Source organism: Saccharopolyspora shandongensis (genome assembly GCF_900106995.1).
Taxonomy (GTDB): Bacteria; Actinomycetota; Actinomycetes; order Mycobacteriales; family Pseudonocardiaceae; genus Saccharopolyspora; species Saccharopolyspora shandongensis.
This window is the reverse complement of record NZ_FNOK01000004.1, coordinates 1-25924: the sequence shown is the minus strand read 5'-3', so window position 1 is coordinate 25924 and position 25924 is coordinate 1. Positions and strand designations below refer to the sequence as shown.

Sequence of the window (25924 nt, the reverse complement as noted above, 5' to 3'; positions counted from 1 at the left end):
GCACGACACCGCCGATGGCCGTGGTCAGTCGCGCGGCGCCCGCCTCCGGCGCGGTGCTTTCTGATCGGCGAACCTCACTGGCCAGGACCTGAACCTGGTGCCTCTGCCGATTGGGCTACGGCCCCGTTCTGCGCAGCCTGGCGCGTGGGGTGATCTCGGCGAGAGGCGCGTTCCCGACCGGGGTTGCGGGCGCGACACGCTTACCGCTGGTGCGTGGCCGGTTCGGCGGTGCTCTACGGTGTCAGCAGCCAGGTGAAGGTGAGGAGGACACGTGGCCCGTGATCCAGACGCCATCGAGCGCGACATCGAGCAGGCGCGTGAAGCGCTGGCCAGCACGCTGGACCAACTGAGCGACAAGGCGAACCCGAAGCGGTTCGTCGAGTACGGCAAGTCCAGCCTGCAGGAGAAGCTCAGCGATCCGAGGGTGCGCTACGTGCTGATCGGCGTCGGTGCTCTCGTCACCGTTGCGGTGGTGCGCAAGCTGTTCCGCTGAGGTCCGTGGGCCTCTTGGATTGTGACGGTGTGCGGTAGGGCGGGTTCTGAAGCGGCGCAGCCGCTTAGCCCGCCCTCGCAACCGGCACCGCCGCGGGTTCTCAGGGGTCTTCTCGCGAGGACAGCCCCGACGTGGTGATTTGGCTTCATGATGTCGGGGATCCCACAGCGAGAAGGCGCCTGTAACTACCGCAGGGGGGCCGCTACCCGCACCGCTGTGCAAGACACTTCTGGAAACAGGTTTGCGGCCCAGAAGGCTTAGGAAACCGCGTCGCCCACTCGTACTTCGCCGGGTTTGGTGACGCGCATGATCACGCCGAACTTGTTGTCGTGGCGGTCGATGAGGTGGGTTTGCAGTTCCCGCCAGCGCTCGCGGCCGTCGGCGTCCCAGCTGGGCACCGCGCAGCGGATGCACGGCCCGGCGCGTTCCCCGATCACCGCCAGTTCCACGTCGCCCACGGTGAGCACGGTGTCGTGCTCCCAGGTCTCCTCGGCGAAGGCCGGCAGATCGGCGGTCACGTGGATGTTCGTGCGGAACCGGCGGAGATCGACGTCGGCGCCCAGCTCGTCGGAGAGCGCCACCCTGGAGGCCTCGAAGGTCACGAGCACGGTCGGCCCGCGGTCCTGTTGCCCGTCCGCGGCGCGCAGGCTCAGCGGGATGTCCAGCGAACCGGCGAGGGCATCGGCGAGCTTCGGGTCCGTCCAGGACCAGTCCGCGCCGTCCGGGCCTCGCAGGGTCGGTGGTTCGGCCGGGTCGGCGATGTCGCCGTAGCTCGCCGACCAGCTCAGCATCACCGCGTTCTGCCGCACCGTCAGCACCTTGCCCGAACGCTTGTCGCGCTCGTCGAGCAGCGCGTAGGCACGGTCGCCCGCCATGCCGCGGTCGTCGAATCGGGCCGCTTCGACGCGCTCACCGCGCAGCGACTTCACCGGCCAGCGATTGAGCTCCGTCACCGATCCCCGCGCCACGCAGACCTCCATTCACCGCGTGGCCTCACCCTAGCGCGTGATCTCGGTGCCCCGACTCCCGCGAACGGGGATCATCGCCGGGGCGCGGCGCTGTGGAGCAGCGGTAGCAGGGCCTCGTGCAGCAGCCGGTCGACGAAACCGGTGTCGAGCGGCTCGTCGGTGAGCATCAGGCGGTAGATCAGGCTCGCGCCGGCGAGTTCGACGACCGTGTCGATCGGCGAGTCGGCGCGGATCTCGCCGCGCTGCACGCCGCGCTCGATGATGCGGCGCAGCATGTCGCGCTGCGGCAGCAGGAAGGACTCGCGGAACGCTGCGGCCAGTTCGGGCTCGTGCGGGAGCTCGCCGACCAGCGCCTGCGCCGCCTTGCCGACCGGGCCGGTCAGGAACGACGCGAATCTGCGGAGGAAGTCGCCGAGGTCGGCCTCGATGGTGCCCTGGTCGGGTTCCGGGATGCTGCGGCGCACCAGCTGGGTGCAGGTGTCGATGACCAGGTCGAGCTTGGAGTCCCAGCGGCGGTAGATGGTGGCCTTGCCCGCCCGCGCGTGGGCGGCGACGGCGTCCATGGTCAACGCCCGGTACCCGACGTCGGCCAGCACCTCCATCGCGGCCTGGCGCAGCGCCGCGTCGCGGGTGGCATCGCGCGGGCGCCCCCGGCCGCTGGCCGACCGGTTCGTTTCGACGCTGGCCAACGCTGCTTCCTCCTCGCGTGCACTGCTCGCCGCTTTCACACCGGACATCCTAAGAGGAGATTTCGGGATGGGCTTGCGTGGCGGTGCGGGTAGCGGAACCTCAGAAGCCTTCTCGACTCCGGGATCCCCGACTTGAGTATGGTCCAATACACGGCGCTGGGGCTGTCCTCGCGAGAAGACTTCTGAGAACCCGCGGCGGTGCGAGCTGAGTCCCACACCGCATGTGGCTGGCGCCGCATTCTCAAAACGCCCCTAAGGTCCGAGCCGCTTTCGTCCACTGTGCACGCGATCGGGACGTTCCGCGCGGTCACCGGCCGCCGCGTGCGTGGCCCGTCGCGGCGGCCATGGCGCTGCGGGTCGCCTCGTCGGACAGGCCGTGCCTGGCCTGCAGGTATGCGCTGGTGAAGGCGAATCCGTCGCCGTCGAGCAGGTGGATCACGACGCGGCCCGCCTTGCTGGGCGCGAGTTGCTCGATGAACTGGTCTGCTTGGTCGCGCGCCGCGATCAGGCCCGGCGCGCGGGCGGTACGCCGGTCGGCTCCGGTCGTGACCGTGATCAGCCAGTCGTCGCCGTCCGGGACGTAGTCGGCCGTGATGTGTCCGCTTCCCATGAATGCCTCCGCCTCCGGCGTGCTCGGGCGTTCGTGTGACGTCGCGGACCGGTGCGGGCTGCGTCGATCGCCGTAGGCGCTGGGCAGCCGCTGGCAGGCCGGTCGCGCGTGGCCGTCGACTCTACGGGTTGCCCCGGTCGAGGTCTTCAGGACGGTCGATGTCGAAGCCCTCCGACACGTCATCGCAGGCCACCAGCGCGACTTCGCGGCCCTTGAGGTAGCCGCGCGCGCCGGCGTCGCCGGTGGCGGCCGCGCGGGCCCCGGCCCAGTGGTCGCGGCCGAACAGCACGGGGTGGGTGCGCGCGCCGTCGTGCGCGGCGGCGGCCAGGGCGCTCCGGCTCGCGAGCGCCGCGACCCGCCGCACCGCTTCCGGGCTGATGCCGGGCATGTCGACCGGCAGCACGAGGGCGGCGTCGGCATCGGTCGGGGCGAGCGCGTCGAGCGCGGTGCGCAGCGACGAGCCCATGCCGGTGGCCCAGTCCGGGTTGACCACGGCCGTCGCGCCGGTCAGCTCGGCCCGTTCGCGGACCTCGTCCGCGGCGGCGCCGAGGACGACCACGACGGGCGCGCACCCGCCCGCGGCCAGCACTCGCACGGCCCGGTCCACCAGCAGCGATCCGTGGTACTCCACCAGCGCCTTCGGCATTCCGAAGCGGCGTCCGGCACCGGCGGCCAACACGACTCCCGCGACTCCCACGCACGCACCGTACCCATCCGGAGAAGGCGGTGGAGGGCGCCTCTCGGGGAAAGGCGCCCTCCACCTGATTCCTGGTCGGGTGGCAGCTACTCGACCAGGGCCTCGACGCCCTCGACGCCGAAGTAGAAGGCGAAGACGATCGCCAGGATGCCGACGAACCAGCCGATCTCGCGCACCTTGCCGCGGGCGATCTTGATGACCGCGAACGCGACCAGGCCCGCGCCGATGCCGTTGGTGATCATGTAGGTGAACGGGATCACCGCGATGGTCAGGAACGCCGGGATCACGTAGTCCGGGTCGTCCCAGGGGATGTGCCGGACCTGGGCCATCATCAGCGCCCCGACGATCACCAGCGCGGGCGCGGCGGCCTGCGCCGGCACCACCGCGGCCAGCGGCGTGAACAGCAGTGCCGCGCAGAACAGCAGGCCGGTGACCACGCTGGCCAGGCCGGTGCGCGCGCCTTCGGCGACGCCGGTGGCCGACTCCAGGAACACCGTGTTCGGCGACGAGCCGGTGAGCCCGCCCGCCGCGGCGGCGATGCCGTCCACGGCCAGGATCCGGCCCATGCCCTCGACCTTGCCGTCCTTCACCAGCCCCGCCTCGGAGGAGACGCTGGTGATGGTGCCCATCGCGTCGAAGAACCCGGACAGCACGAGGGTGAACAGGAAGACGGTGGCCGCGATGCCGCCGGCCGCGGCGAACCCGCCGAACAGGTCGACGTCGCCGAACAGGCTGAAGTCGGGGCTGCCGACGACGTTATCGGGCAGCTCGGGGACGATCGTGCCCCACTGCTTCGGGTCGATGGCGAAGGCCGCGTTCGCCGCGATCGCCAGCACCGTGCTCACCGCGATGCCGATGAGGATCGCGCCGGGCACCCGCCGCGCCAGCAGCACCAGCATGATCAGCAGGCTGACGCAGAAGATCGCGATCGGCACGCCGACCAGGTGCCCCTCGGTGCCCTGGCCCATCTGGACCGGCACCGTGGTGTTGGCCGCGTCCGGCTTCCGGGTCACGAACCCGGCGCTGACCAGGCCGATCAGCGCGATGTAGAGGCCGATGCCGACGGTGAGCGCGGTTTTCAGCGCGGCCGGGATGGCGTTGATGATCTTCTCCCGGACGCCGCTGACGGCCAGGACGACGATCACGATGCCTTCGAGCACCACCAGCCCGAAGGCCTGCGCCCAGGTCATGGCGGGCGCGATGGTGAAGGCGACGACGGCGTTGACGCCCAGCCCGGAGGCCAGCGCCAGCGGCGCGTTGCCGACCAGGCCCATCATGATGGTCATCACGCCGGCGGTGGCCGCGGTGGCCGTCGTCAGCTGCTCGGGCGTCAGCTCGGCGCCGGTCGCGTCCGCGGACGCGCCGAGGATCAGCGGGTTGAGCATCACGATGTAGGCCATCGCGACGAAGGTGGTCAGGCCGCCGCGCAGTTCTCGGGAAAAGGTGGAACCGCGGGCGGTGATGCGGAAGAAGCGATCTAATCCGGAAGCGCCTGCGTCGGCGGATCTTTCCGGTTGCACTTGCTGGGTCATGCGTCCTCCCATGCCGGTGGGCGCCCCCGCGCGGCACTCGGATTCGGTGCCGCCCGGACTTCTTTCCGGCGTTTTCCGGGCAGGGGAGAGCCCGGCGGGAATTCGCCGAAATCGGTGCGGGGCGTTTGATCGATTGGTTTTCGCTGTCCCGGATCGGTTCATCGGGACGGCGGGCGGGCCCAGTTCCGGCGCAATGGCGGGAACTGTCGGTGCGGCCCGTCCGCAGGCTTCGGGCGACCCGGTCGTCGCTACCGATGCCTCTGCTCAGGACGTCGTCGTCGGAATCTTCTTGCTATCCGGGGAATTGCCGGATCGGATCGCGGTTCAGTAGTCGACGCGGTCGGACTTGCCGCGCCAGGCGTCGAAGGCGGCGTTGCGGGAGGCCATCTCCACCCGGACGACGGGCGTCGGGCACTTCGTCTCGGGATCCTCGAACGCGTCGTAGAAGGCGCGGTCGTCGAAGCCCGCCTCGGCGGCGTCGTCCCGGTCGGCGGCGAACAGCACCCGGTCGACCCGCGCCCACAGCGCCGAGGCCAGGCACATCGGGCACGGTTCGCACGAGGTCACCAGCACGCAGCCGTCCAGCTTGAAGGTGCCCAGCGCCCGGCAGGCGTTGCGGATCGCGGTCACTTCGGCGTGCGCGGTCGGGTCGAGGTCGACGGTCACCTTGTTGGTGCCCGTAGCGATGATCTCGCCGTCCCGGACGATCAACGCGCCGAAGGGCCCGCCGCCACTGTCCACATTGGTGGTGGCGAGGTCGATGGCCTGCGCCATCCAGTGCTGCTCGGCGCCCGTTGCGACGTCCACGGACATTGCTTTTCCTCCTGGGTTCTCTTCAGCAAGCGGCGGTAGCCGCTTGCGGTGTGGGACTCGGCCCGCACCGCGGCGGGTTCTCAGGGGTCTTCTCGCGAGGACCGCCCCGACCAGGTGAATTGGTCATTCATGAGGTCGGGAATTCCAAGCGAGAATGCCCTGTAACTTCCGCAGGGGCCGCTATCCGCACCGCCACGCAAATCACTTTGAAATTTTCTCCGGGTTTTCCGGTGATTCCGTTGGGATGCTGGGGCGACGGCCCGGCACCGCCGCCCCAGCTGGTCTGGTCACACGATGTGCTCGGGGGCCACCGGGGTGTGCGGGAGTTCCCTGCCGGTGGCGGCGCGGATGGCCGCCACCACGGCGGGCGTGGTCGAGATCGTCGGCGGCTCGCCGACCCCGCGCTGGCCGTAGACCGCGTTCGGGTCGGCGCGTTCGATCACGTCGATCTCCATCGGCGGCGTGTCGAGGATCGTGGGGATCAGGTAGTCGGTGAAGGAGGGGTTGCGGATGTGCCCGTCCACGACCTTGATCTCCTCCATCACCGCCAGTCCCATGCCCTGCGCGGTGCCGCCCTGGATCTGGCCGATCACCGCGTCCGGGTTGATCGCCTTGCCGACGTCCTGGGAGCAGGCCAGCTGCACGACCTTGACCAGGCCGAGATCGAGGTCGACGTCGACCACCGCGCGGTGCGCGGAGAACGCGTGCTGCACGTGCACCCGTTCGCTGCGGCCGCTCTCGTCCATCGGGAAGGTCTCCCGGTGGTGGTACTCGCGGGTTTCCTCGATGACGTCGTCGCCGAGGACCTCCACGAGGTCGGCCAGCACGCCGTGGGCCTCGGACACGACCTTGCCGCCCTGCAGGGACAGCAGCGCCGGTGCGACGTCGTAGCGCTCGGTGACCCGGGCGAACAGCGCCTCCCGCACCGCGTCGCAGGCCGCCTTGACGGCGCTGCCGGTGACCAGCGTCTGCCGCGAGGCGGAGCTGGAACCGGCCGGGCCGACGCTGGTGTCGTTCGGGTGGATGGTCACCCGCTCGACGCCGAGCTCCGACCGCGCGATCTGCTGCTGCACCGTCACCAGGCCCTGCCCGACCTCGGCCGCGGCGGTGTGCACCATGGCCGCCGGCTCGCCGCCGATGGCCTGCAACCGGACCCGCGCGGTCGAGAAGTCGTCGGCGCCTTCGGCGTAGCAGATGTTCTTGATCGTCACGCCGTAGCCGACGCCGCGCACCACGCCTTCGCCGTGCGTGGTGTTGGACGCCCCGCCGGGCATGTCCCGGATGTCCACCGGCCCGGTGCGCTCGTCGGGCATCGGCAGGTCCCGCACGCGCGCCAGCAGCTCGGCCACCGGGGCCGGGAAGTCCAGCACCTGACCGGTCGGGATCGAGTCGCCCTGCTCGATGGCGTTGGCGATGCGCAGGTCGACCGGGTCCATGCCCAGCGCGGCGGCGAGCTTGTCCATTTGGGACTCGTACGCGAAAGTCGGCTGCACCGCGCCGAGTCCGCGCATCGCGCCGCACGGCGGGTTGTTGGTGTAGAGCCCCCAACCCTCGATGTCGACGTTCGGCACCTTGTACGGCCCGGCGCCGAGGGTGGTGCCGTTGCCGACCACGACCGGCGTCTTCGAGGCGTACGCGCCGCCGTCGAAGTACTGCCGCGCCTTGACGTACACGAGCTTGCCGTCGCGGGTCGCGCCGTGCTCGTAGTACATCTTGGCCGGGTGCCGGTGCACGTGGCCGTAGAACGACTCCTCGCGGTTGTAGACCATCTTGACCGGTTTGCCCAGGTGCAGCGCCAGCATGCACACGTGCACCTGGATGGACAGGTCCTCCCGGCCGCCGAACGCGCCGCCGACGCCGGACATCGTCATCCGCACCTTCTCCGGCGGCAGCCCGAGCGCCCGCGCGGTCTGCCGCAGGTCGGAGTGCAGGTCCTGGGTCGCCAGGTACAGGTCGACGCCGCCGTCCTCGGCCGGGATGGCCAGCCCGGACTCGGGCCCCAGGAACGCCTGGTCCTGCATCCCGACGGTGTACACGCCGGAGACCACGACGTCGGCCGTCGCGTTCGGGTCGCCCTTGACGATCTTCTGGTGCCGCACCACGTTGCCGTCCGGGTGCAGCCTCGGCAGCGTGTCGTCGTGCGCGACGCGCTCGGCGTCGAGCACCGGCTCCAGCACCTCGTAGTCGACGACGATCTTCTCCAGCGCGCGCCGCGCCGTCTCCGGGTGGTCGGCCGCGACCAGCGCGACCGCCTCGCCCTTGTAGCGCACCACATCGGAGGCCAGCACCGGCTGGTCGGCGTACTTCAGGCCGAAGCAGTTGTCGCCGGGCACGTCCCCGGCGGTGAGCACGGTCTGCACGCCGGCCATCGCCATCGCCGGCCCGATGTCGATCGAGCGGATCCGGGCGTGCGGGTGCGGACTGCGCAGCGTCGCGCCCCACAGCATGTCCTCGGCCCACAGATCCGAGGAGTAGGCGAACTCGCCGCGCACCTTGATGGCGCCGTCCGGGCGCAGCGGGGATTCGCCGATGCCGCCGCCGATGGCGTCGTTGAGCTCCTGAGGACTGCGAGCAGGCGCATGGCTACTGCTCATGCGGACACCTCCGGTGTGAAAACCTGTTTCCAAACGCGTTCTGCGTGGCGGTGCGGGTAGCGGAACCTGAGAGGCCTTCTCACTCCGGGATCCCCGACTTGTGTATGGACCAATACGCGGCGCCGGGGCTGTCCTCGCGAGAATGCCTCTCAGAACCCGCGGCGGTGCCGGTTGCGAGCGTGGGCTAAGCGGCTGCGCCGCTTCAAAGGCAAAACCCGAGCTCGACAACAGGTTTCTAGGAAGGAAACTTGCGCCGGATCGGTTCGCGCCGTTCATGACGCCTCCCGGGTGCGGATCCGGGCGCTCGCCCGGTCGAGTTCGTGGGTGAGTTCGGCCTCCGACACCGGCATCAGCCGGCCGTCGTCGACCACGACGCTGCCGCCGCGCAGCAACCGCTCCAGCTTCGGCAGGCGGCCGAGCACCAGGGCGGCCACCGGGTCGGCGATGCCCGCGTGGTCGAGGCCGCCGAGCCGCCAGACCGCGATGTCGGCGAGCTTGCCGTTCTCCAGCGAACCCAGCTCGTCGTCGCGGCCGAGGCACCGCGCGCCGCCACGGGTGGCGAGCCGCAGCGCGTCGCGGACCGACAGCGCCTCCGGCCCGTAGCGGGCGCGGGCGGTCAGCAGGGCTTGGTGCATCTCCTCGCCGAGGCCGCCGGCCTCGTTGGAGGCGACCCCGTCGACCCCCAGCCCGACGGGGGCACCGGCGTCCAGCAGCGGCCGCACCGGCGCGATCCCGGCGCCGAGCCGGCCGTTGGAGCTGGGGCAGTGCGCCGCGCCGGTGCCGGTCTCACCGAGCCGGGCGATGCCCTTCTCGGACAGGTGGATCGTGTGCGCCAGCCATACGTCCGGCCCGAGCCAGCCCAGGTCGTCGGCGTACTCGACCGGCGTGCGGCCGAACTCGGCCCGGCACTGCTCCTCCTCGTCGGTGGTCTCGGCGAGGTGGGTGTGCAGCCGGACCCCGTTGCGGCGCGCCAACTCCGCGGCCTGGCGCATCAGGTCGGTGCTGACCGAGAACGGCGAGCACAGCCCGACCGCGACGCGCACCTGCGCGCCCGGGTTCGGGTCGTGGAACCGGTCGATCGCCTCCTGAGTGCCGGCCAGCGCGGCGTCGAGGTCCTCGACGACCGAGTCCGGCGGCAGGCCGCCTTGCGAGCGGCCCCGGTCCATCGAGCCGCGCACCGCGTGCAGCCGCACGCCGATCCGCTGGGCCGCCGAGACCACGGCGCCGAACACGTCGCCGCCGCCGCGCGGGAAGACGTAGTGGTGGTCGGCGGCGGTGGTGCAGCCGGACAGGGCCATCCGGGCCAGGCCCGCCGACGCCGCGGCGTGCGTGATCTCCTCGTCGATGCCCGCCCAGACCGGGTACAGCTCGGTCAGCCAGCCGAACAGCGTCGCGTCCGCCGCGTAGCCGCGGGTGGCCCACTGGTACAGGTGGTGGTGGGTGTTGATCAGGCCGGGAGTGACCAGGCAGCCGGACGCATCGATGCGCCGCACCGGGCCCTGCTGGGCCGGCGCGGAACCGGGGCCGACCGCGACGATGCGGTCACCCTCGACGACGACGTGGCCCTCGGTGAACTCGGTGCCCGAGTCGTCGACGGTGACCACGGCGCCACCCTCGATGACGGTCCGGCTCATGCCATTCCGCCTCTCCGCGATTCGCAGTGGTGGTTGCGTCCGGGACCGATTTCGCGTTTCGCGGTTGTTTGTGGTCGGGTTGCGTCGCGGTCCCCTGAGGTGCGGTTGCGCAGCACTCGGGTTGACAGAGGGCTGCTCATGCCATTCCGCCTCTCCGCGATTCGCAGTGGTGGTTGCGTCCGGGACCGATTTCGCGTTTCGCGGTTGCTTGTGGTCGGGTTGCGTCGCGGTCCCCTGAGGTGCGGTTGCGCAGCACTCGGGTTGACAGAGGACTGCTCATGCGTTTGCCTTCCGCTCCGCAGCTTTCCGCTGGGCGGCGAGCCGGACGGCGTCCATGATCTTTTCGTAGCCGGTGCAGCGGCACAGGTTCCCGGCCAGCGACTCGCGGATCTCCGCGTCGGACGGGTCCGGCTTCCGGTTCAGCAGGTCGTGCGTCTGCACGAGCAGGCCCGGCGTGCAGAAACCGCACTGCACGGCACCGGCCTCGACGAACGCCTCCTGCACCTCGTCCAGCTTCTCGCCGTCGGCGAGGCCTTCCACGGTGCGCACCTCGCGGCCCTCGGCCTGCCCGGCCGCGACCAGGCACGAACACGCCGGCACGCCGTCCAGGTAGACCGTGCAGGAGCCGCATTCGCCCTGCTCGCAAGCGTTCTTCGAGCCCGGCAGGCCCAGCCGCTCGCGCAGCACGTACAGCAGGCTCTCGCCCTCCCACACGCCGTCGGCCTCGTGCGGTTGTCCGTTGACGGTGAACTTCAGGCGCATTCCTGCCTCCCGGAACAGTGGTCGTTCCAGACCCAGGACAGGGTCCGGCGGGCCATCACGGCCAGCGCGTGGCGGCGGTAGTCGGCGGTGCCGCGCACGTCGTCGATCGGCGACGCGGCCTGCGCGACCAGCTCGCCGAACCGGCGGGCCACCGACTCCTCCAACGGCCGCCGTTGCTCCCAGTCGAGCTCGGCGCTCAGGAACTCTTCGGCCGCGAGCGCGCGCAGCGGCGTCGGGGCGGCCGAGCCGATCCCGGTGCCGACCTGCTTGCGGTCGGGGTGCAGCGCGATCGCGAAGGTGCACACCGCGATGACCATCGCGTTGCGGGTGCCGACCTTGGAGAACTGCTGCGCGCCGGTCGCCGGGGCGATGTGCACGGCGGCGATCAGCTCGTCCTCGGCCAGCGCGTTGCGCTTGACGCCGGTGAAGAACTCCGTCGCCGGGATCAGCCGCTTGCCGCGCACCGACTCGACCTCGATCCGCGCGTCGGAGGCCAGCAGCGGGGGGTGGCCGTCGCCGGCGGGGGAGGCGGAGCCGAGGTTGCCGCCGAGCGTGCCGCGGTTGCGGATCTGCGGCGAGCCGACGGTGCGGCTGGCGATGGCCAGGCCCGGCACCCGGTCGCCGAGCTCGTTGATCAGGTTGGTGTAGGGCAGGCCCGCGCCGATGCGCAGCTCCCCGCCCTCCTCGGACCAGCCGGTCAGCTCCGGGACGCCGGTGAGGTCGAGCAGGGTGCTGGGGCGGCGGTGGTCGAAGTTGATCTCGACCATCACGTCGGTGCCGCCGGCGATCGGCGTCGCATCCGGATGCGCGGCCTTGGCTTCGAGCGCCTCCCGCCACGAGGCGGGGCGGAGGAATTCCACGGTTGTACTCCTTGTCACGGCCGGTGAAAAGGTGTGAGTCAGTACACAGCCGGGGAGTAGTCGGTGACTAGCGGTGGAAGGCCCGAAAAAGCCTTTCGGTGGGCGGACGGGAGTTGTATGTTTCTCCAAACGCGCGGAGCACCGGTGCGCCGTTCAGGCCACCCGGCCGAAACATCGCGGAGCTCCGCACTGGAAACAGGTGGCTGCCTCGCGCCGGCAGCGGGATCCGAGGTGCGCAGGTGCAGCTGAACGATCTTCTCGCCGATCCGGAACTCGGACTGGTGCTGCTCAACGGCGCGGAGAAGATGGCCCGCCCGGTCCGCGGCGTCTACATCACCGACCTGCTGGATCCCCGGCGCTACCTGCACGGCGGCGAGCTGGTGCTCAGCGGCCTGATGTGGCGCAACGAGCCGGCCGATTCGGAGGCGTTCGTCGCCGCGCTGGTCGACGCCGGGGTGGCGGGCCTCGCCGCGGGCACCGCGCGCCTCGGCCACGCCCCGCCGGACCTGGTCGAAGCGTGCCGGCGGCACGGCCTGCCCGCCTTCGAGGTGCCGCTGACGGTCAGCTTCAACGCGCTCGCCGACCGCATCCAGCGCCGCTCCGCGCCGCGCCGCGAGCTGGTCTCCGCGGTCGCCGGCGGCGCCGACCTCGACCAGGTGCTGCGGATGGCGGCCGACGAGCTCGGCACCGACTGCTGGGTGCTGTCCGCGGTCGGCTGGATCGTCGGCGGCACCGCCGACCTGCCGGAGAAAACCCGCTGCGCGGCGCTGCGGGAGTTCGCGACCGGCCGCCTCCCGCGCACCGTGCGACCGGGCGACGCGCACGTGCTGTGGCCGGTGGAGTCCGGCATCGAGCCGCCCGCCGCCGGCTGGTTCGTGCTGGCGCGCGGCGACGTCGCCGACTGGGACGAGGAGAAGGAAGCCATCGCCACCGACCTGGGCACGGTCGTGGCGCTGCTGCGCGCGCGGGTGGACGAGGCCCGCCGGATCGCGGGTCGTTCGGTGGAAGCGGCCCTGCGGCGGCTGCTCGACGGCACCTCCACGCAGGCTGAGGTCGCGGCGCGGCTGGAGACCGCGGGACTGCCGACCGCCGAGCCGCTGCGGGCGGTCGCGCTCAGCGTCGGCGACCCGGCCGAGTCGACGACGCTGCTGCGCGAGATCGCCGCGGCGACGGGCATGGCGTCGGTCACGGCGCCGCTCGGCGAGGGTGCGACGGCGTTGTTCGTCGACGACGAAGTCCACCTGGCGGAGCTGGACGCGCTGCTGCGCCGCATCGCCGCCGAGACGGAGCCCGGCCTCGGAAAGCGGCGGCTGGCGGTCGGCGTCAGCGACGTCAGCCCGGCGACGGCGCTGCGCGGAGCGCTGGAGGAGGCGGGCTACGCGCGGCGGCTCGCGCAGCAGCGCCGGGGGCGCGCCGAGGTCGTCGCGGCGGCGGAGCTCGCGTCGCACGAGGTGCTGCTGGCGTCGGCGCCCGACGAGCTGCGCCGCTCCTACCGCCAGCGGTTGCTCGCGGACCTGATCGCGTACGACTCGGCGCACAACTCCGACCTGGTGCGCACTCTGCGGACCTTCCTCGACTGCTCGGGATCGTGGTCGCGCTGCGCCAAACAACTCCACGTGCACGTGAACACGCTGCGCTACCGGATCCAGCGGATCGAGGAGATCACCGGCCGGGACCTCGCCGACTTCCCGTCCCGAGTGGACTTCTACCTCGCCCTCGAACTCGACCGCGAGCCCGCCGAGTAGCGCGGCGGGGCCGTTGCGGGCCGCTCCCGCGAACCGGCGCCGCGATCACGGGAAGTCCTATTTCGACCACGCAACGCGACGACATCGGCGCGGTCCCGTGGGGGTGCTCACACTCGGTTCCGCTGTCCGGGGGAAGGGCCGGGCGCGGTTCGAAATCTGTGCGTGAGCGGGGTACTGTGCTTGGTCGCGGTCGCGCTCCGAGGACGCGCGCCCCCGGCGGTCGGACCCCGGGGAGAACCCAGCCCCACCAGCCGAGACGGAGGTACCGGGATTGACCGATCTGTCCGCCACCACCGGTGTGACGGACCGCCCGAGCGGCACCGCGCAGCAGACCGAATCCGCCGCGCCGGACGCGATTTTGCAGTTCCTCGACCGGCAACGCCCCGAAACCCCCTGCCTGGTCATGGATCTGGCGCAGGTGCGCGACCGCTACCGGCAGTTGCGAACCGCCCTGCCGGACGCCCGGATCTGCTACGCGGTCAAGGCCAATCCCACCCCCGAAGTGGTCGGTGAACTGGTCGGCCTGGGGGCCTCCTTCGACGTCGCCAGCCCCGGCGAGATCGACCTGTGCCTCGCCAAGGGCGCGGCCCCGGAGTCCATCTCCTACGGCAACACCATCAAGAAGCGCCGCGACGTCGCCCGCGCCTACGAGCAGGGCGTTCGCCTGTTCGTCACCGACAGCGCCGCCGACCTGGCCAACATCGCCGAGGTCGCGCCGGGTTCGCGGGTGTTCTGCCGGGTCCTGGTGGACAACAAGGGATCCCGCACCCCGTTCGGCCGCAAGTTCGGCTGCTCGCCGGAGACCGCCGCGCAGCTGCTGCGGCGCGCGCAGGAACTCGGCCTGGACGCCTACGGCGTGTCGTTCCACATTGGATCGCAGCAGCTGGAACCCGCCGCGTGGGAGCTCGGGATCAGCGCCGCCCGGCGGGTTTTCGAGGACTGCGCCGCGCACGGCGTGCGGCTGCGGATGGTGAACCTCGGCGGCGGATTGCCCGCCGGCTACACCGAATCAGCGCCGCCGCTGGCCGACTACGTGCGCCGCATCGAGGAGTCGCTGGACCGCAACTTCGGCGCCCAGCGGCCGGAACTGCTCATCGAGCCGGGGCGCTTCATCGTCGGCGACGCGGGCGTGCTGCGCAGCGAGGTCGTGCTCGTCAGCGACGCCGTCGACGGCGACCGCAGCTGGGTCTACCTGGACATCGGCCGCTACAACGGGCTCGCCGAAACGGAAGGCGAGGCCATCACCTACCGGCTGCGCACCTCCCGCGACGGCGACCCGCGCGGCCCCGTGGTGCTCGCCGGGCCGACCTGTGACGGCGACGACGTGCTCTACCAGCGCACCCGGTACGAGCTGCCGCGAACGCTGCGCGGCGGCGACTGGGTCGACCTGCTCAGCGCGGGCGCGTACACCGCGAGCTATTCATCGGTGGGTTTCAACGGATTCACCCCGCTACCCACGTATTGCGTCGACGGCGACGAACAGCCGTGATCGCCTCGGCAACTCCGAGAAGCCGACACCGAGCAGTGCCGACTGGTGCTGAACTCTGCGAAATGATGGGAGGTCGATAGATGTCCGTTGACACCGGGACGCCGGTTGGGTTGTTCACCGGCCAGCATGTCCTTGCCGAGCTGGAGGGCGTTGATCCGGATCTGCTCGACGACGAGCAGTTCCTGCGGGAGACGCTGCACGACGCGTTGAGCCGGTCGCACGCCACCGTGTGCCAGATGATCGCCAAGCGGTTCGAGCCGCAGGGTGTCACCGTGTTGGCGTTGCTGTCGGAGTCCCACGCTTCGCTGCACACTTACCCGGAGGACGGCTCGATCTTCATCGACGTCTTCACCTGCGGGCACACGGCCCAGCCGGAGCACGCGGTCAAACTGCTCGCCGAGGCGCTGAAACCGGCCTCGCAGAACATCCAGACCATTCAGCGAGGCCGCGACTACGCCGGCCTGGCTTCGTGACATCGCCAAGACAATAACGAGCGCGTTTTGCGCAGGTGATCCCGTGGCGGAACCTCAGACGCCGACTCGGTCCGGGATCCCCGACGTCCAATGCACCACGTCGGGGCAGGTTCTCCCAGAGAACCCCGGCGGGGTGGGCACGGTCCGAGAACCCGCGGGTGGTCACCGTGCGTGCGTGGGCTGAGCGGTTCCGCCGCTTAGCAGACATGCCTTACCAGGCAAGCCGAATCAAGGAGGAGCACCGTTGATCGAACTCGACGGGCACCGGTGGATCAAGGAGCCGATGGGCGACGACCTGCAGCGCCTGTGGCGGGTCGACGAGGTGCTGTGGGAAGGCGACACCGACTACCAGCACGTCGTCATCGGCCGCACCGGGCAGGGTGTTTCGCTGTTCTGCGACGACGACCGGCAGAGCACCGAGTTCTCCCAGCTGGTCTACCACGAAGCGATGATGGTCCCGGCGTTCCTGCTCGCCGCGCAGGTCGAGCGGGTGCTGATCATCGGCTCCAGCGAGGGCGTGGCCAGCCAGCTGGCGGTCGCGGCCGGGGCCGGCCGGGTCGACCACGTCGACATCGACGAGCAGTGCGTGCGCGTCTGCGCCGAGCACCTGCCGTACGGCTACAGCACCGAGGAGCTCGGCCGCGTCGAGCAGGGTGACGGGCCGATCAAGCTGCACTACGCGGACGGCTGGGGCTTCCTCGACCAGGCGCCGCCGGAGGGCTACGACATCGTCGTCGTCGACCTGCCCGACGAGCGGGCCGACGACGCCGACGGCCAGCACAACCGGCTGTACGGCCTGGAGTTCATCCAGCGCTGCCAGGCGGTGCTCGCGGCCGGTGGCGTGGTCGCGGTCCAGGCCGGCTGCCCGACGGTGTGGCGCAACGAGACGCTGATCCGCGCCTACAACCGGTTCCAGTCGCTGTTCGACACCGTGGCCTACTTCGGCTCCGACGAGCACGAGTGGGCGTTCCTGTTCGGCCGGGTCGAGCCGATCGACGACCCGACGAACGTGATGCTGGAGGCGTTCTCCAAGTCCGCTTACCAGCCGGAGACGATCGACGAGGCCAGCCTCATCGGCTGCACCGTCCCGCCGTACTCCGTCCGCAACCAGGCCTGACCCTTCCGCAATACGGAACTCCAGTTCCATCGACCGCAATTTCAATGGGCTTGCACCGCCGCGGGTTCTCAGAGGCTTCCTGGCGAGGACGGCCCCTCCGCCGTGTATTTGTGGAATACATCAGGAGGGGCATCCACAGACCAGGGAGCCTCTGAGGTTCCGCTACCCGCACCGCCACGCAAATCGAGGTTGGAAAGACCTCGTTGAAATCGCGGCCTAGAGCGAGCCGAAGTAGGGGTGGCGGCCCGGGTTGCCGTCGCGGGGGATGAACCACTGGGCGAAGGCCACGCCCCGCGAGCGCAGCTCGGCCTCGACCTTGGAGACCTGCTCCGCCACCTCCGGCTCCGCGTCCTCCGACAGCGGCAGGTCCACCTCGTAGAGCTCGTCGTGGTCGACGTCGCCGAAGGCCCGCCCGGCGAAGGCGGCGAACACCGTCTCGCTTTCGTCCCAGCTCATCAGCTCGGCGGCCTCCAGCACCACGCGCGCCTCGTTGACCACCAGCCGCAACGCCAGCGCCTCGGCGACCGTGCGCGGCGGAGTCCAGTCCGGCTCCGTCAGCCGCACCGCGACCGCCGCCGACGACAGCACGAAAGCGCGGGCGAAGAACGCGTCGTAGCGGTGGTCGTAGCAGGGCGGCAATTCCTCCAGCACCAGCAGCCCGACCGCGTCGGCCACCGTCGCGTTGTTCACCGCCAGGGCCAGTTCGTCGTAGAAGATCTCGTCGGTGACCACCCGCACCGCGTGGATCAGCGCCCCGGCGGCCAGCACGTGGGTGTCCGGATCGGCACCGAACGTGCTCGCCTCGAACGCCCGCAGCTGCGGAGCCAGCTCGGTGAGCCGGGCGCGCCAGTGCTCGGCGTCCATCGCGGGCTCGGCGGAGGTCTCCAGCGCCTCCTCGACCGCCGCCTCCAGCTCCTCGTTGACGTCCGACGCCGCCGCGAGCCGCTGGTTGAACTCGTCCTCGGTGATCCGCACCTCCGAGTGCGCCACCGACCAGCCGGTGAGCACCTCGCTCTCGCCGATCAGCTCGTCGAGCACCGAGGCGGCGGCTTCCTCGGCCGCCAGCAGCGACGGCGCGTCGAGTGCCAGCACCACGCTCGCGCCGGTCAGGTGCACCGTGATGCGGTAATCGAGGACGTCGATGTCGGCATCCCCTGGGCCGGAGACCCCCTCGACCAGCGCGAGGTGGCGGTCGAGCACGGCCGCTATCCCCTCCTGCTGCAGCGCGTCGAGCTCCACGACCTCGGTCGGCGGCGCGAGCTCCGCTGTCACCGCATAGTCCACCGCTTCTCGCCCTCTCCTCGACGGTTGGTCGGCATGTTACGTCGTCCGGCAGGCGAGGACCCGTCAGCCGATCGAGGGCCCCTCATCGGCCATGATGAACCACGTGACGACGACTGTGGCCGTATTCGGCAGCTGCAACATGGACCTGGTGGCCTACGTCGGGACGGCCCCGAAGCGCGGCGAGACGGTGCTGGGGCGGGAGTTCCACACGGTGCCCGGCGGCAAGGGCGCCAACCAGGCGATCGCTGCGGCCAAGGCGGGCGCGGCGGTGCGCATGATCGGCGCGGTCGGCGAGGACGAGTTCGGCGCCCAGATCCGCGACACCCTGCGGAAATCCACTGTGGACGTCACAGGGGTGCGCACGGTGCCGGGGCGCAGCGGCACGGCGCACATCGTGGTGGACGACGAGGGCGGCAACTCGATCGTCGTGGTGCCGGGCGCCAACGCGACCGTCGACGGGCTCGCCGACGGTGACGAGGAATTGATCGCCGGATCGCGGAGTTTGCTGCTGCAGCTGGAGATTCCGCTCCCCGGCGTGGCCGCGGCCGCGGCGGCCGGGCGCCGCAACGGGGTGCGCGTGGTGCTCACGCCGGCCCCGGCGGTGCCGTTGCCCGCGGAAATCCTGTCGAACGTGGACCTGCTGGTGCCCAACGAGCACGAGGCGGCGGTCCTGGCGGGCGACGACGACCCGCACCGCGCGCTCGCCGCGCTGCTGGAGCTGGTTCCGGAAGTGTTGATCACGCTCGGTGCCCGCGGCTCGCTCTACGGCAACCGCGACGGCGCGCGCGTGGAGGCGCCCAGCTTCCCGGTCGACGCCGTGGACACCACGGCTGCGGGCGACACCTTCGTCGGCGTGCTGAGCGCAGCGCTGGGCGAGGGCGCCGAGATGCCCGAGGCACTGCGGCTGGCTTCCGCCGGTGCGGCGGTGTCGGTGCAGCGCAACGGGGCCAGCAGCTCGATGCCGACCCGTCAGGAAATCACCGACTTCTTGGCCTCTGCATAAGAGATTCACCGTGACAATTACTGCACGTTCACGACCGCGTTACGAGGAGTCATTGCGTGAGTTTCACGGGCGGCCGGATTGGTCCCGAGTTCGAACCGGCCGCCCGTGGCACGTGCTCACTGAGCGTTGTCGTACGCCTCGACGACCTCCGCCGGAATGCGGCCCCGGTCGGAAACCTGCATGCCCTGATTCCGGGCCCATTCCCGAATGGCCTGGTTGCGTTCGCGGTCGGCCGCGGTCGGCGTCGCCGAGGGCTTGCCGGGCTTGACGGCGACGCGCTTGCGGCCACCGGTCTTCCGCGCGTTGGCCACGAAAGACGCCAGCGAGTCGCGGAGTTTGGCCTCATTTTCGGTGGACAGGTCAATTGCGTAGTTCACCCCGTCCAAGGCGAACTCGACAGTGCTGTCGGCTGCTGTGCCGTCGACGTCGTCGACGAGCTGAACGGTGACTTTCTGCGCCACGGTAACCCTCGATTCCGGCTCGATTCCCCGTCTTCTCCACGCGCCTCGTGCGGAGAAGAGCGAGCGAACAATAAACGATCGGCGCAAGAATGATCCAGCCGCGGCCGGAATTTCCTGCGATGTGCGCTGGATTACTTTCCAGGATTGCCCCGCAGCGGTTACTGTCAGTTGGTGGTCGGGCGCTCGCCGGCGTGTGACGTGGCGCGTGACCCGCCCGGCGGTTATCGACAGGTCGCCGAGTTGTTCTATGGTTAAGTACGAGACAACAGCGATGCCGCGTGCTACAACGTGGTCAGGGCTCGCAGTAGTCTTACCTGCAAGTGTCGCGGATCGAGGCGGGGCACGTTCCCGAGACAGGTGATCATGGCCGAGCGGATTCAGGTCGAACTCGTCGATGACATCGACGGGTCCACAGCCAACCACACCGTCACCTTCGCACTGGATGGTGTGACGTACGAAATCGACCTGAACGACAAGCACACCAAGCAACTCCGGGCCGTGCTCGATCGCTACATCAAGGCCGCGCGGGCGCCCAAGCCGGAGCCGGTGCGCAGCACCCGCCAGCAGGAGCGCGAAGAGGAACAGGCCCGGCAGGCCAACAAGCAGCTGACTGAGCAGATCCGCGGTGCCGCGCAGCGCACCCGCGAGCACCTCAGCAAGAAGGCCGCCGAGCCCGAACCGGAGTCCGCCGAGCAGCCGGAGCCGGTCGAGCAGTCGGAGCCGGTCGAGAAAACGCTCTTCGACGCGACGCCGGCCGAAGAAGCGAAGTCGGACGCCGCCCGCGTGCCGGCCGTTTCGCTGCCGACGTTCTCCTCCGCCGTCGACTGAGCTCGCCGGGCAGGTTCGGCGAGACCGCGCTCATTTCGGCCTGACGCCATGCCGTGACCGAATTCCGCAAGATGCCGGAATGATCACGGATCTGGACACGCCCGGTCCGGTCAAAATACGGTGCTCGCGTTTACCCCGGCGGCAGACGGGAGACGCGAGTGGCGGATCGCGGCAGACGAGGCGTGCTGGTGGCGCTGGCCACCGCGATCGCCGCGACCGGCTGCGCCCCGCTGGTGGACGTCGAGCAGACGGCCGCCGAGGTGCGCTCCTCCGTGCAGGCCCCGACGGTGCGCGGTGGCGAGGCGGTGATCGCGCTCGACCAGGAACCGGACAAACTCGACCCGACGCTGGCGTCGACGCTGGCCAGCCGCCAGATCTTCACCAGCATGTGCGAGAAGCTCTACGACGTCGACGAATCCGTCCGCCTGGTGCCGCAATTGGCCGCCGCGCTGCCGCAGATCTCCGCCGACGGCCGGGAACTCACGATCCCGCTGCGCACCGGGGTGCTGTTCAACGACGGCACCCCGCTCGACGCGTCCGCGGTCAAGAAGAGCCTCGACCGGCACCGCGAGCTCAAGGGTTCGGCCCGCAAGACCGAGCTCAACGCGGTCGAATCGGTGGCGGTCGTGGACCCGAGCACGGTACGGCTCACCCTGTTCCGGCCCTACGCCCCGCTGACCAGCATGCTCGCCGACCGCGCCGGCATGATCATGTCCCCGGCGAAGCTCGACGAACGCGGCGCGGACTTCACCGACGACCCGGTCTGCGTCGGACCGTTCCGGTTCACCGAACGCGTCGCGCAGGACCGGATCGTGCTGGACCGCAGCGAGTTCTACTACGACCGCGACCGCGTCCGGCTGGACCGGCTGGTGTACCGAACGGTCCCCGACGACAACATCCGGATGGCCAACCTGCGCTCCGGCGAGTTCGACGTGATCTGGGAGGTGCCCACTCCCGAAGTGCCGATCCTGTTGCGGGACAACGGAATCGTGCTGCTCAACCAGCCGACGCTGCAGTACTACGGCATCACCGTCAACGTGCGCAACGTCGGCGGCGAGACCGGCGAGGTGACCGGCCCGCTCGCCGACGATCCCCGGCTGCGGGAAGCCCTTTCGCTGGCCGTCGACCGGCGCACGCTCAACAAGATCGCCTTCAACGGGCTGTTCCGGGCCGCCTGCGGGCCGATCCCGGACAGCAGCGAGTACGCTACCCCGAAGACCCAGGAATGCCCGCCGCACGACCCGGAGCGGGCCCGCCGGCTCATCGCCGAGACCGGCGTGCGGACGCCGGTGCGGTTCGAGATGACGCTGGCCAACGACCCGACCCAGCTCCGGGCGGGCCAGGTCATCCAGGCGATGGCCGCCCAGGTGGGCTTCGACGTGGTGCTGCGCCCGACCGAGTCGGCCACCGCGATCAGCGAGGCGCGGCAGGGCCGCTTCCAGACCTTCTTCGTCGGCTGGTCCGGTCGGCCCGACCCGGACGGCAACATCGCGGCCTTCCACACCGAAGGCGGCTCGCAGAACTACAGCGGTGACTTCAGCCCCGCCACCGACGAGCTGATCGAGCAGGCCGGCAGCGAGCAGGACGTGCCCCGGCGCCGGGCCCTGTACGAGCAGATCGTCGACGACCTGCACCAGCGCAACAACGTCGTCTACCTCTACCGCACGCAGTACTACACCGCGCACACCGCGCAGCTCGCCGGCGTCGAGACCTTCCCCGACGGGATCATCCGGATGAAGTCCGCGGGCCACGTCCAGGCGGGGAGATGACATGCGCAGCTACGCGCTCCACCGGATCCTGCAGTCCGCGGTGACCCTGGTGCTGGTGTCGCTGGTGGTGTTCGCGGGGCTCCGCGCGCTGCCCGGCGACCCGGCCGTCGCGATCGCCGGCATCGAGGCCGACGACGCGGTGATCGCGGAGATCCGCCGCGCCCACCTGCTCGACGAGCCGATCCACGTGCAGTACGCGGCCTGGCTCGGCCGCGTGCTGCAGGGCGATCTCGGCGAATCGGCCCAGACCGGCCTGCCGATCGGCGACATCGTCCTCACCCGGCTGCCGGTGACCCTCGAACTGGCGGTGCTGAGCCTGCTGTTCGCCGCGCTGATCGGCCTGACCGCCGGGGTGCTCAGCGCGGTGCGCCGCGGCACCGCGGTGGACTGGCTCGGCAACGGCGCGTCGCTGTTCGGGCTGTCCATCCCGAACTTCTGGCTCGGCCTGATGTGCGTCCTGGTGTTCGCCGTCTGGCTCGGCGTGCTGCCCGCCTCCGGCTACGTCCCGTTCACCGAGTCGCCGCTGGGCAACCTGCAACGGCTGATCCTGCCCGCGTTCGTGCTCGGCAGCGGCCTGGCCGCGGTGCTGATGCGGCAGATGCGGTCGTCCATGTTGGACGCTTTGGGCTCGGACTACGTGCGGACCGCGCGCGCCAAGGGAGCCGGGGAGTGGCGGGTGGTCGGTATCCACGGCCTGCGCAACAGCCTGATCACGGTCCTGACGATCCTCGGCCTGCAGCTCGGCACGCTGATCTCCGGCGCCGTGGTCACCGAGCAGATCTTCGTGCTGCCGGGCTTCGGCAAATTGATGGTCGATGCCGTGTTCACCCGCGACTACCCGGTGATCCAGGCGGCGGTGCTGGTCTCCGCGACCGGCTACATCCTGGTGAACCTGCTCGTCGACCTGCTGTATTCGGTGGTGGATCCGCGAATCCGAGTCGGTGGAGGTGCCGGATGACCCAGGCGGATCTGCCGCGGGTGAGCGGCTCGCGACGGGTGCTCCGCCGCCTGCTGCGGCACCGCACCGGCGTCGTCGGGCTCGTGCTGTCGGCTCTGTTCGTGCTGGTGGCGCTGGCCGCACCGGTGATCGCGCCGGTGGACCCGGCGGCGGTGGACTTCGACCAGGTCCTCCAGCAGCCGTCGCTCGCGCTGCCGCTGGGCAGCGACGAGCTCGGCCGCGACCAGCTCGCGCGCGTCATCTACGGCATCCGCGCGTCGATCGTGGTCGGCGTGCTGTCCGTCCTGCTCGCGGTGGTCGTCGCGGTGCCGCTCGGCCTGATCGCCGGCTACTACCGCGGCTTCGCCGACACCGTCGTCTCGCGCCTCACCGACACCCTGCTGGCATTCCCGTTCCTGGTGCTGGCCGTCGGCCTGGCCGCGGTGCTCGGCGCGTCGATGGTGAACGCGGCCATCGCGATCGGCCTGTCGCAGGTGCCGAACCTGATCCGCGTCATGCGCGGGGAGGCCCTGCGGCTGGCCGGCGAGGACTACGTGGCCGCCTCCGTCGCGGCCGGCGCGCGCGGTACGACCGCGATGTTCCGGCACATCCTGCCCAACGCGGTGAACGCGCTGCTGATCCAGATCACGGTCGCCATCCCGCTGGCGATCATCGGCGAGGCGCTGCTGTCGTTCCTGGGGCTGGGCGTGCAGCCGCCGGAGGCGTCGCTCGGCGTGATGCTGTCGGCCGCGCAGACGTACCTCGCGCAGGCGCCCTGGCTGGTGGTCTTCCCCGGCCTGGCGGTCGTGCTCGCGACGCTCGCCTTCAACCTCCTCGGCGACGGCCTGCGCGACGCCCTCGACCCGAAGGGGCAGCGATGAGCGACGTGCTTTCCTTCACCGACCTGCGGGTGCGCTTCCGCGCCGAGGACGGCGTCGCGGAGGCGGTCCGCGGCGTCAGCTTCGGCATCGCGCCCGGCGAGATCCTCGCGGTGGTCGGCGAGTCCGGCTCCGGCAAGAGCGTCACCGCGATGTCCGCGCTCGGGCTGCTCGCACCGACCGCGGAGGTCACCGGGCGCATCGAACTGGACGGCGCCGAGCTGAGCGTGCGGGACCTGCGGCGGATCCGGGGCAAGCAGCTCGCGATGGTCTTCCAGGAGCCGATGACCTCGCTCAACCCGGTCTTCACCATCGGCTGGCAGCTCGTCGAGGCGATCCGGCTGCACCGGGACATGCCGGCCGGCGAGGCGCGCGAGCACGCGGCGGAACTGCTCGACGTCGTCGGCATCCCGGAGCCGCGCCGACGGCTGAAGCACTACCCGCACCAGCTCTCCGGAGGGCAGCGGCAGCGGGTGGTGATCGCGATGGCGCTGGCCTGCGAGCCCAGGGTGCTGATCGCCGACGAACCGACCACCGCGCTGGACGTGACGGTGCAGGCCGAGATCCTGGCCCTCTTGCGCGACCTCCGCGAACGCCACGGGATGACGATCCTGCTGATCACCCACGACATGGGGGTCGTGGCGGACCTCGCGGACCGGGTGGTGGTGATGCATCGCGGCGTGCTGGTCGAGCAGGCCCCCGTCGAGCAGCTGTTCCGCGCGCCCGAGCACGACTACACCAAGGCGCTCCTGGCGGCAGTGCCGAGACTGGAGGTCGGCGAGCGCGCCGAAGCCGAGCCCGCAGAGCCGGTGCTCCGCATCGAAGACCTGATCGTGAGCTACGCCGGCCGGCGCGCCGTCGACGGGGTGTCGCTGCACGTCGAACGCGGCGAAATCCTGGCACTGGTCGGAGAATCCGGCTCCGGCAAGTCGACGGTGGGCAAGGCGGTGGCCCGCCTGCTGACCCCGGCGGAGGGCCGGATCGTGCTCGACGGCCAGGACATCAGCCGGCTACCGGCCCGACGGCTGCGCTCGGTGCGCCGCAACATCGGCATCGTCTTCCAAGACCCCGGCTCATCGCTGGACCCGCGCATGACGATCGCGGACAGCATCGCCGAACCACTGCGCCTGCACCGCGCGGCACGCGGCCGCGACCTGGCGGAGCGCGTGAACGCAATGCTCGACGCCGTGGAGCTCGGCGCGTCGATGCGAAGCCGCTACCCGCACGAGTTGTCAGGCGGGCAGCGCCAGCGCGTCAGCATCGCGCGGGCGCTGGCGCTGGAGCCGCGACTGCTGATCGCCGACGAACCGACCAGCGCGCTCGACGTGTCGGTGCAGGACGCGGTGCTCCGGCTGTTCCAGGAGCTCCAGGCCAGGCTGAACTTCAGCTGCCTGTTCATCAGCCACGACCTGGCGGTGGTGAACCTGCTCGCCCGCCGGGTGGCCGTCATGCACCGGGGCGAGGTGGTCGAGCAGGGAGACCGCACCCAGGTGCTCGGCGACCCGCAGCACGAGTACACGCGACGACTCCTGGCCGCGGCTCCGGTGCCCGACCCGATCCGCCAGCGTGCGCGACGGGCGGTGTCCTGAGGGAGCAGGTCAGTCCTCGGCGCGGTGCCGCCGCGACCTGCTGCGCGAACCGGGCCCGGTTCGCGCGCCCTTCTTCGCCTCGGCCTTCGGGCGCTCGACACGCTCGGCCAGGGCGGCGGCGAACTCGGGCGGGGCGCTGGGACCCCAGTTCCGGTCTTCCGGGTCCCCAAGCGTCTTGCGTAGCTCGGTGTAGATCGGTGTGGAGTCCACTGCTACCCCCGTTCAGACGATCGTCTGGGAGGCTACCGGCGCTTTCCAGGTGATTCGCGGCGACGAAGCAGGACCACACGAACGTGGACTCGAACGCGGTCCCGGCAGCCACCCCGCGCAAGCGCCCCAAGATCGCCTCTGACCTGGTGTTTTGATGTTTAAGGGGGGGTGGTTGCAGGGGGTGTTTTGGGGGTGTGTAAATTTATCCAAGTCAGAGCGACACGGGCCGGGAAAACCGGGCCGGGCCTGATGCGGGTCGCGAACCAAGCTCCCACGAGTGAGTGGTAGAGTGGGCGAACCGGATAAGCGGTGAAGAGGAAATGCTCCCCGGAGCTGCGGTCCTGATTGGGCCGGGTGATGGTGTGGGTGTGTTCTTTGAGAACTCAACAGCGGACTGTTTTGGTTAGTGTTCTTTTATGCCCCCGACCATGCAGATTGTGTGTGGTTGGTGGTTTCTTTGAGTATGACGCTCGCCCGGTTGGGTTTGAG

At 70.5% G+C, this 25924-nt stretch carries 24 protein-coding genes; 11 read left to right on the top strand and 13 right to left on the bottom strand.

Features of this window, described 5'->3' with window-relative positions; genetic code table 11:
* The first annotated feature begins 271 nt into the window (after positions 1-271).
* Entirely contained in the window at positions 272-493 is a 222-nt protein-coding gene (locus BLW84_RS05055; RefSeq protein WP_093261814.1) for a DUF3618 domain-containing protein, read from the top strand.
* 257 nt (positions 494-750) lie between these two features.
* Here the strand turns inward: BLW84_RS05055 and BLW84_RS05050 are convergent, their stop codons facing one another.
* The 10 genes from BLW84_RS05050 to BLW84_RS05005 all read right to left on the bottom strand — a co-directional run bounded on the left by BLW84_RS05050 (position 751) and on the right by BLW84_RS05005 (position 11652).
* On the bottom strand, positions 751-1446 hold the full coding sequence (locus BLW84_RS05050; RefSeq protein ID WP_245760944.1) for an MOSC domain-containing protein: 696 nt from the start codon (positions 1444-1446) through the stop codon (positions 751-753).
* A gap of 86 nt (positions 1447-1532) precedes the next feature.
* Complete coding sequence (locus BLW84_RS05045) at positions 1533-2150, bottom strand: TetR/AcrR family transcriptional regulator (protein ID WP_093261812.1); 618 nt, start codon at positions 2148-2150, stop codon at positions 1533-1535.
* Between the two features lie 307 nt (positions 2151-2457).
* Entirely contained in the window at positions 2458-2760 is a 303-nt protein-coding gene (locus BLW84_RS05040) for a hypothetical protein (RefSeq protein WP_093261810.1), read from the bottom strand.
* 121 nt (positions 2761-2881) lie between these two features.
* On the bottom strand, positions 2882-3457 hold the full coding sequence (locus BLW84_RS05035; protein ID WP_245760943.1) for a nucleotidyltransferase family protein: 576 nt from the start codon (positions 3455-3457) through the stop codon (positions 2882-2884).
* Positions 3458-3543: 86 nt separating this feature from the next.
* Positions 3544-4989 (bottom strand): NCS2 family permease, encoded by a 1446-nt coding sequence (locus tag BLW84_RS05030; protein WP_093261806.1) that lies wholly within the window; start codon positions 4987-4989, stop codon positions 3544-3546.
* Positions 4990-5313: 324 nt separating this feature from the next.
* Positions 5314-5802, bottom strand: coding sequence for a nucleoside deaminase (locus BLW84_RS05025; protein WP_093261804.1), 489 nt, complete (start codon positions 5800-5802; stop codon positions 5314-5316).
* Between the two features lie 287 nt (positions 5803-6089).
* The gene (gene pucD, locus BLW84_RS05020; protein ID WP_093261803.1) at positions 6090-8396 is read right to left on the bottom strand and encodes a xanthine dehydrogenase subunit D; all 2307 of its coding nucleotides are present in this window, start codon (positions 8394-8396) and stop codon (positions 6090-6092) included.
* Positions 8397-8668: 272 nt separating this feature from the next.
* Entirely contained in the window at positions 8669-10030 is a 1362-nt protein-coding gene (locus BLW84_RS05015) for an 8-oxoguanine deaminase (RefSeq protein WP_093261801.1), read from the bottom strand.
* Between the two features lie 276 nt (positions 10031-10306).
* Positions 10307-10792: a (2Fe-2S)-binding protein gene (locus BLW84_RS05010; RefSeq protein WP_093261799.1), complete on the bottom strand. Its 486-nt coding sequence runs from the start codon at positions 10790-10792 to the stop codon at positions 10307-10309.
* Positions 10783-11652 (bottom strand): FAD binding domain-containing protein, encoded by an 870-nt coding sequence (locus BLW84_RS05005; protein WP_093261797.1) that lies wholly within the window; start codon positions 11650-11652, stop codon positions 10783-10785. The genes BLW84_RS05010 and BLW84_RS05005 overlap by 10 nt, the downstream gene beginning before the upstream one ends.
* Before the next feature lie 239 nt (positions 11653-11891).
* Here BLW84_RS05005 and BLW84_RS05000 point away from each other — a divergent pair, with 239 nt between their 5' ends.
* From BLW84_RS05000 to BLW84_RS04985, 4 genes are all read left to right on the top strand, one after another.
* Complete coding sequence (locus BLW84_RS05000; RefSeq protein WP_093261795.1) at positions 11892-13397, top strand: PucR family transcriptional regulator; 1506 nt, start codon at positions 11892-11894, stop codon at positions 13395-13397.
* A gap of 271 nt (positions 13398-13668) precedes the next feature.
* Positions 13669-14886, top strand: coding sequence for a type III PLP-dependent enzyme (locus BLW84_RS04995; RefSeq protein ID WP_093261794.1), 1218 nt, complete (start codon positions 13669-13671; stop codon positions 14884-14886).
* A gap of 80 nt (positions 14887-14966) precedes the next feature.
* Entirely contained in the window at positions 14967-15359 is a 393-nt protein-coding gene (gene speD, locus BLW84_RS04990; RefSeq protein WP_093261792.1) for an adenosylmethionine decarboxylase, read from the top strand.
* Positions 15360-15603: 244 nt separating this feature from the next.
* On the top strand, positions 15604-16476 hold the full coding sequence (locus BLW84_RS04985) for a spermidine synthase (protein WP_093261790.1): 873 nt from the start codon (positions 15604-15606) through the stop codon (positions 16474-16476).
* Positions 16477-16692: 216 nt separating this feature from the next.
* On the opposite strand, the gene BLW84_RS04980 is transcribed toward BLW84_RS04985, so the two are convergent.
* Positions 16693-17760 carry a hypothetical protein gene (locus BLW84_RS04980; RefSeq protein WP_093261788.1) on the bottom strand — a complete coding sequence of 356 codons (1068 nt, stop codon included), beginning with the start codon at positions 17758-17760 and terminating at the stop codon, positions 16693-16695.
* A gap of 103 nt (positions 17761-17863) precedes the next feature.
* Between BLW84_RS04980 and rbsK the strand changes: the two genes are divergently transcribed.
* Positions 17864-18763, top strand: a complete 900-nt coding sequence (gene rbsK, locus BLW84_RS04975; RefSeq protein ID WP_093262372.1) for a ribokinase — start codon at positions 17864-17866, stop codon at positions 18761-18763.
* A gap of 116 nt (positions 18764-18879) precedes the next feature.
* On the opposite strand, the gene BLW84_RS04970 is transcribed toward rbsK, so the two are convergent.
* Entirely contained in the window at positions 18880-19224 is a 345-nt protein-coding gene (locus BLW84_RS04970) for a histone-like nucleoid-structuring protein Lsr2 (protein ID WP_093261786.1), read from the bottom strand.
* Between the two features lie 363 nt (positions 19225-19587).
* Here BLW84_RS04970 and BLW84_RS04965 point away from each other — a divergent pair, with 363 nt between their 5' ends.
* The 5 genes from BLW84_RS04965 (at position 19588) to BLW84_RS04945 (ending at position 25225) form a co-directional block, all read left to right on the top strand.
* Positions 19588-20052, top strand: a complete 465-nt coding sequence (locus BLW84_RS04965; protein WP_245760942.1) for a histone-like nucleoid-structuring protein Lsr2 — start codon at positions 19588-19590, stop codon at positions 20050-20052.
* A 158-nt stretch (positions 20053-20210) separates the two neighbouring features.
* The gene (locus BLW84_RS04960; protein ID WP_093261782.1) at positions 20211-21821 is read left to right on the top strand and encodes an ABC transporter substrate-binding protein; all 1611 of its coding nucleotides are present in this window, start codon (positions 20211-20213) and stop codon (positions 21819-21821) included.
* A gap of 1 nt (position 21822) precedes the next feature.
* Positions 21823-22779 carry an ABC transporter permease gene (locus BLW84_RS04955; RefSeq protein ID WP_093261780.1) on the top strand — a complete coding sequence of 319 codons (957 nt, stop codon included), beginning with the start codon at positions 21823-21825 and terminating at the stop codon, positions 22777-22779.
* Positions 22776-23639 carry an ABC transporter permease gene (locus BLW84_RS04950; RefSeq protein ID WP_093261778.1) on the top strand — a complete coding sequence of 288 codons (864 nt, stop codon included), beginning with the start codon at positions 22776-22778 and terminating at the stop codon, positions 23637-23639. The genes BLW84_RS04955 and BLW84_RS04950 overlap by 4 nt, the downstream gene beginning before the upstream one ends.
* Positions 23636-25225, top strand: coding sequence for an ABC transporter ATP-binding protein (locus tag BLW84_RS04945; RefSeq protein ID WP_093261775.1), 1590 nt, complete (start codon positions 23636-23638; stop codon positions 25223-25225). Before BLW84_RS04950 ends, BLW84_RS04945 begins: the two co-directional genes overlap by 4 nt.
* 9 nt (positions 25226-25234) lie before the next feature.
* Here BLW84_RS04945 and BLW84_RS04940 read toward each other — a convergent pair whose 3' ends face one another.
* Complete coding sequence (locus BLW84_RS04940) at positions 25235-25435, bottom strand: hypothetical protein (RefSeq protein WP_093261773.1); 201 nt, start codon at positions 25433-25435, stop codon at positions 25235-25237.
* Between the last annotated feature and the right edge of the window lie 489 nt (positions 25436-25924).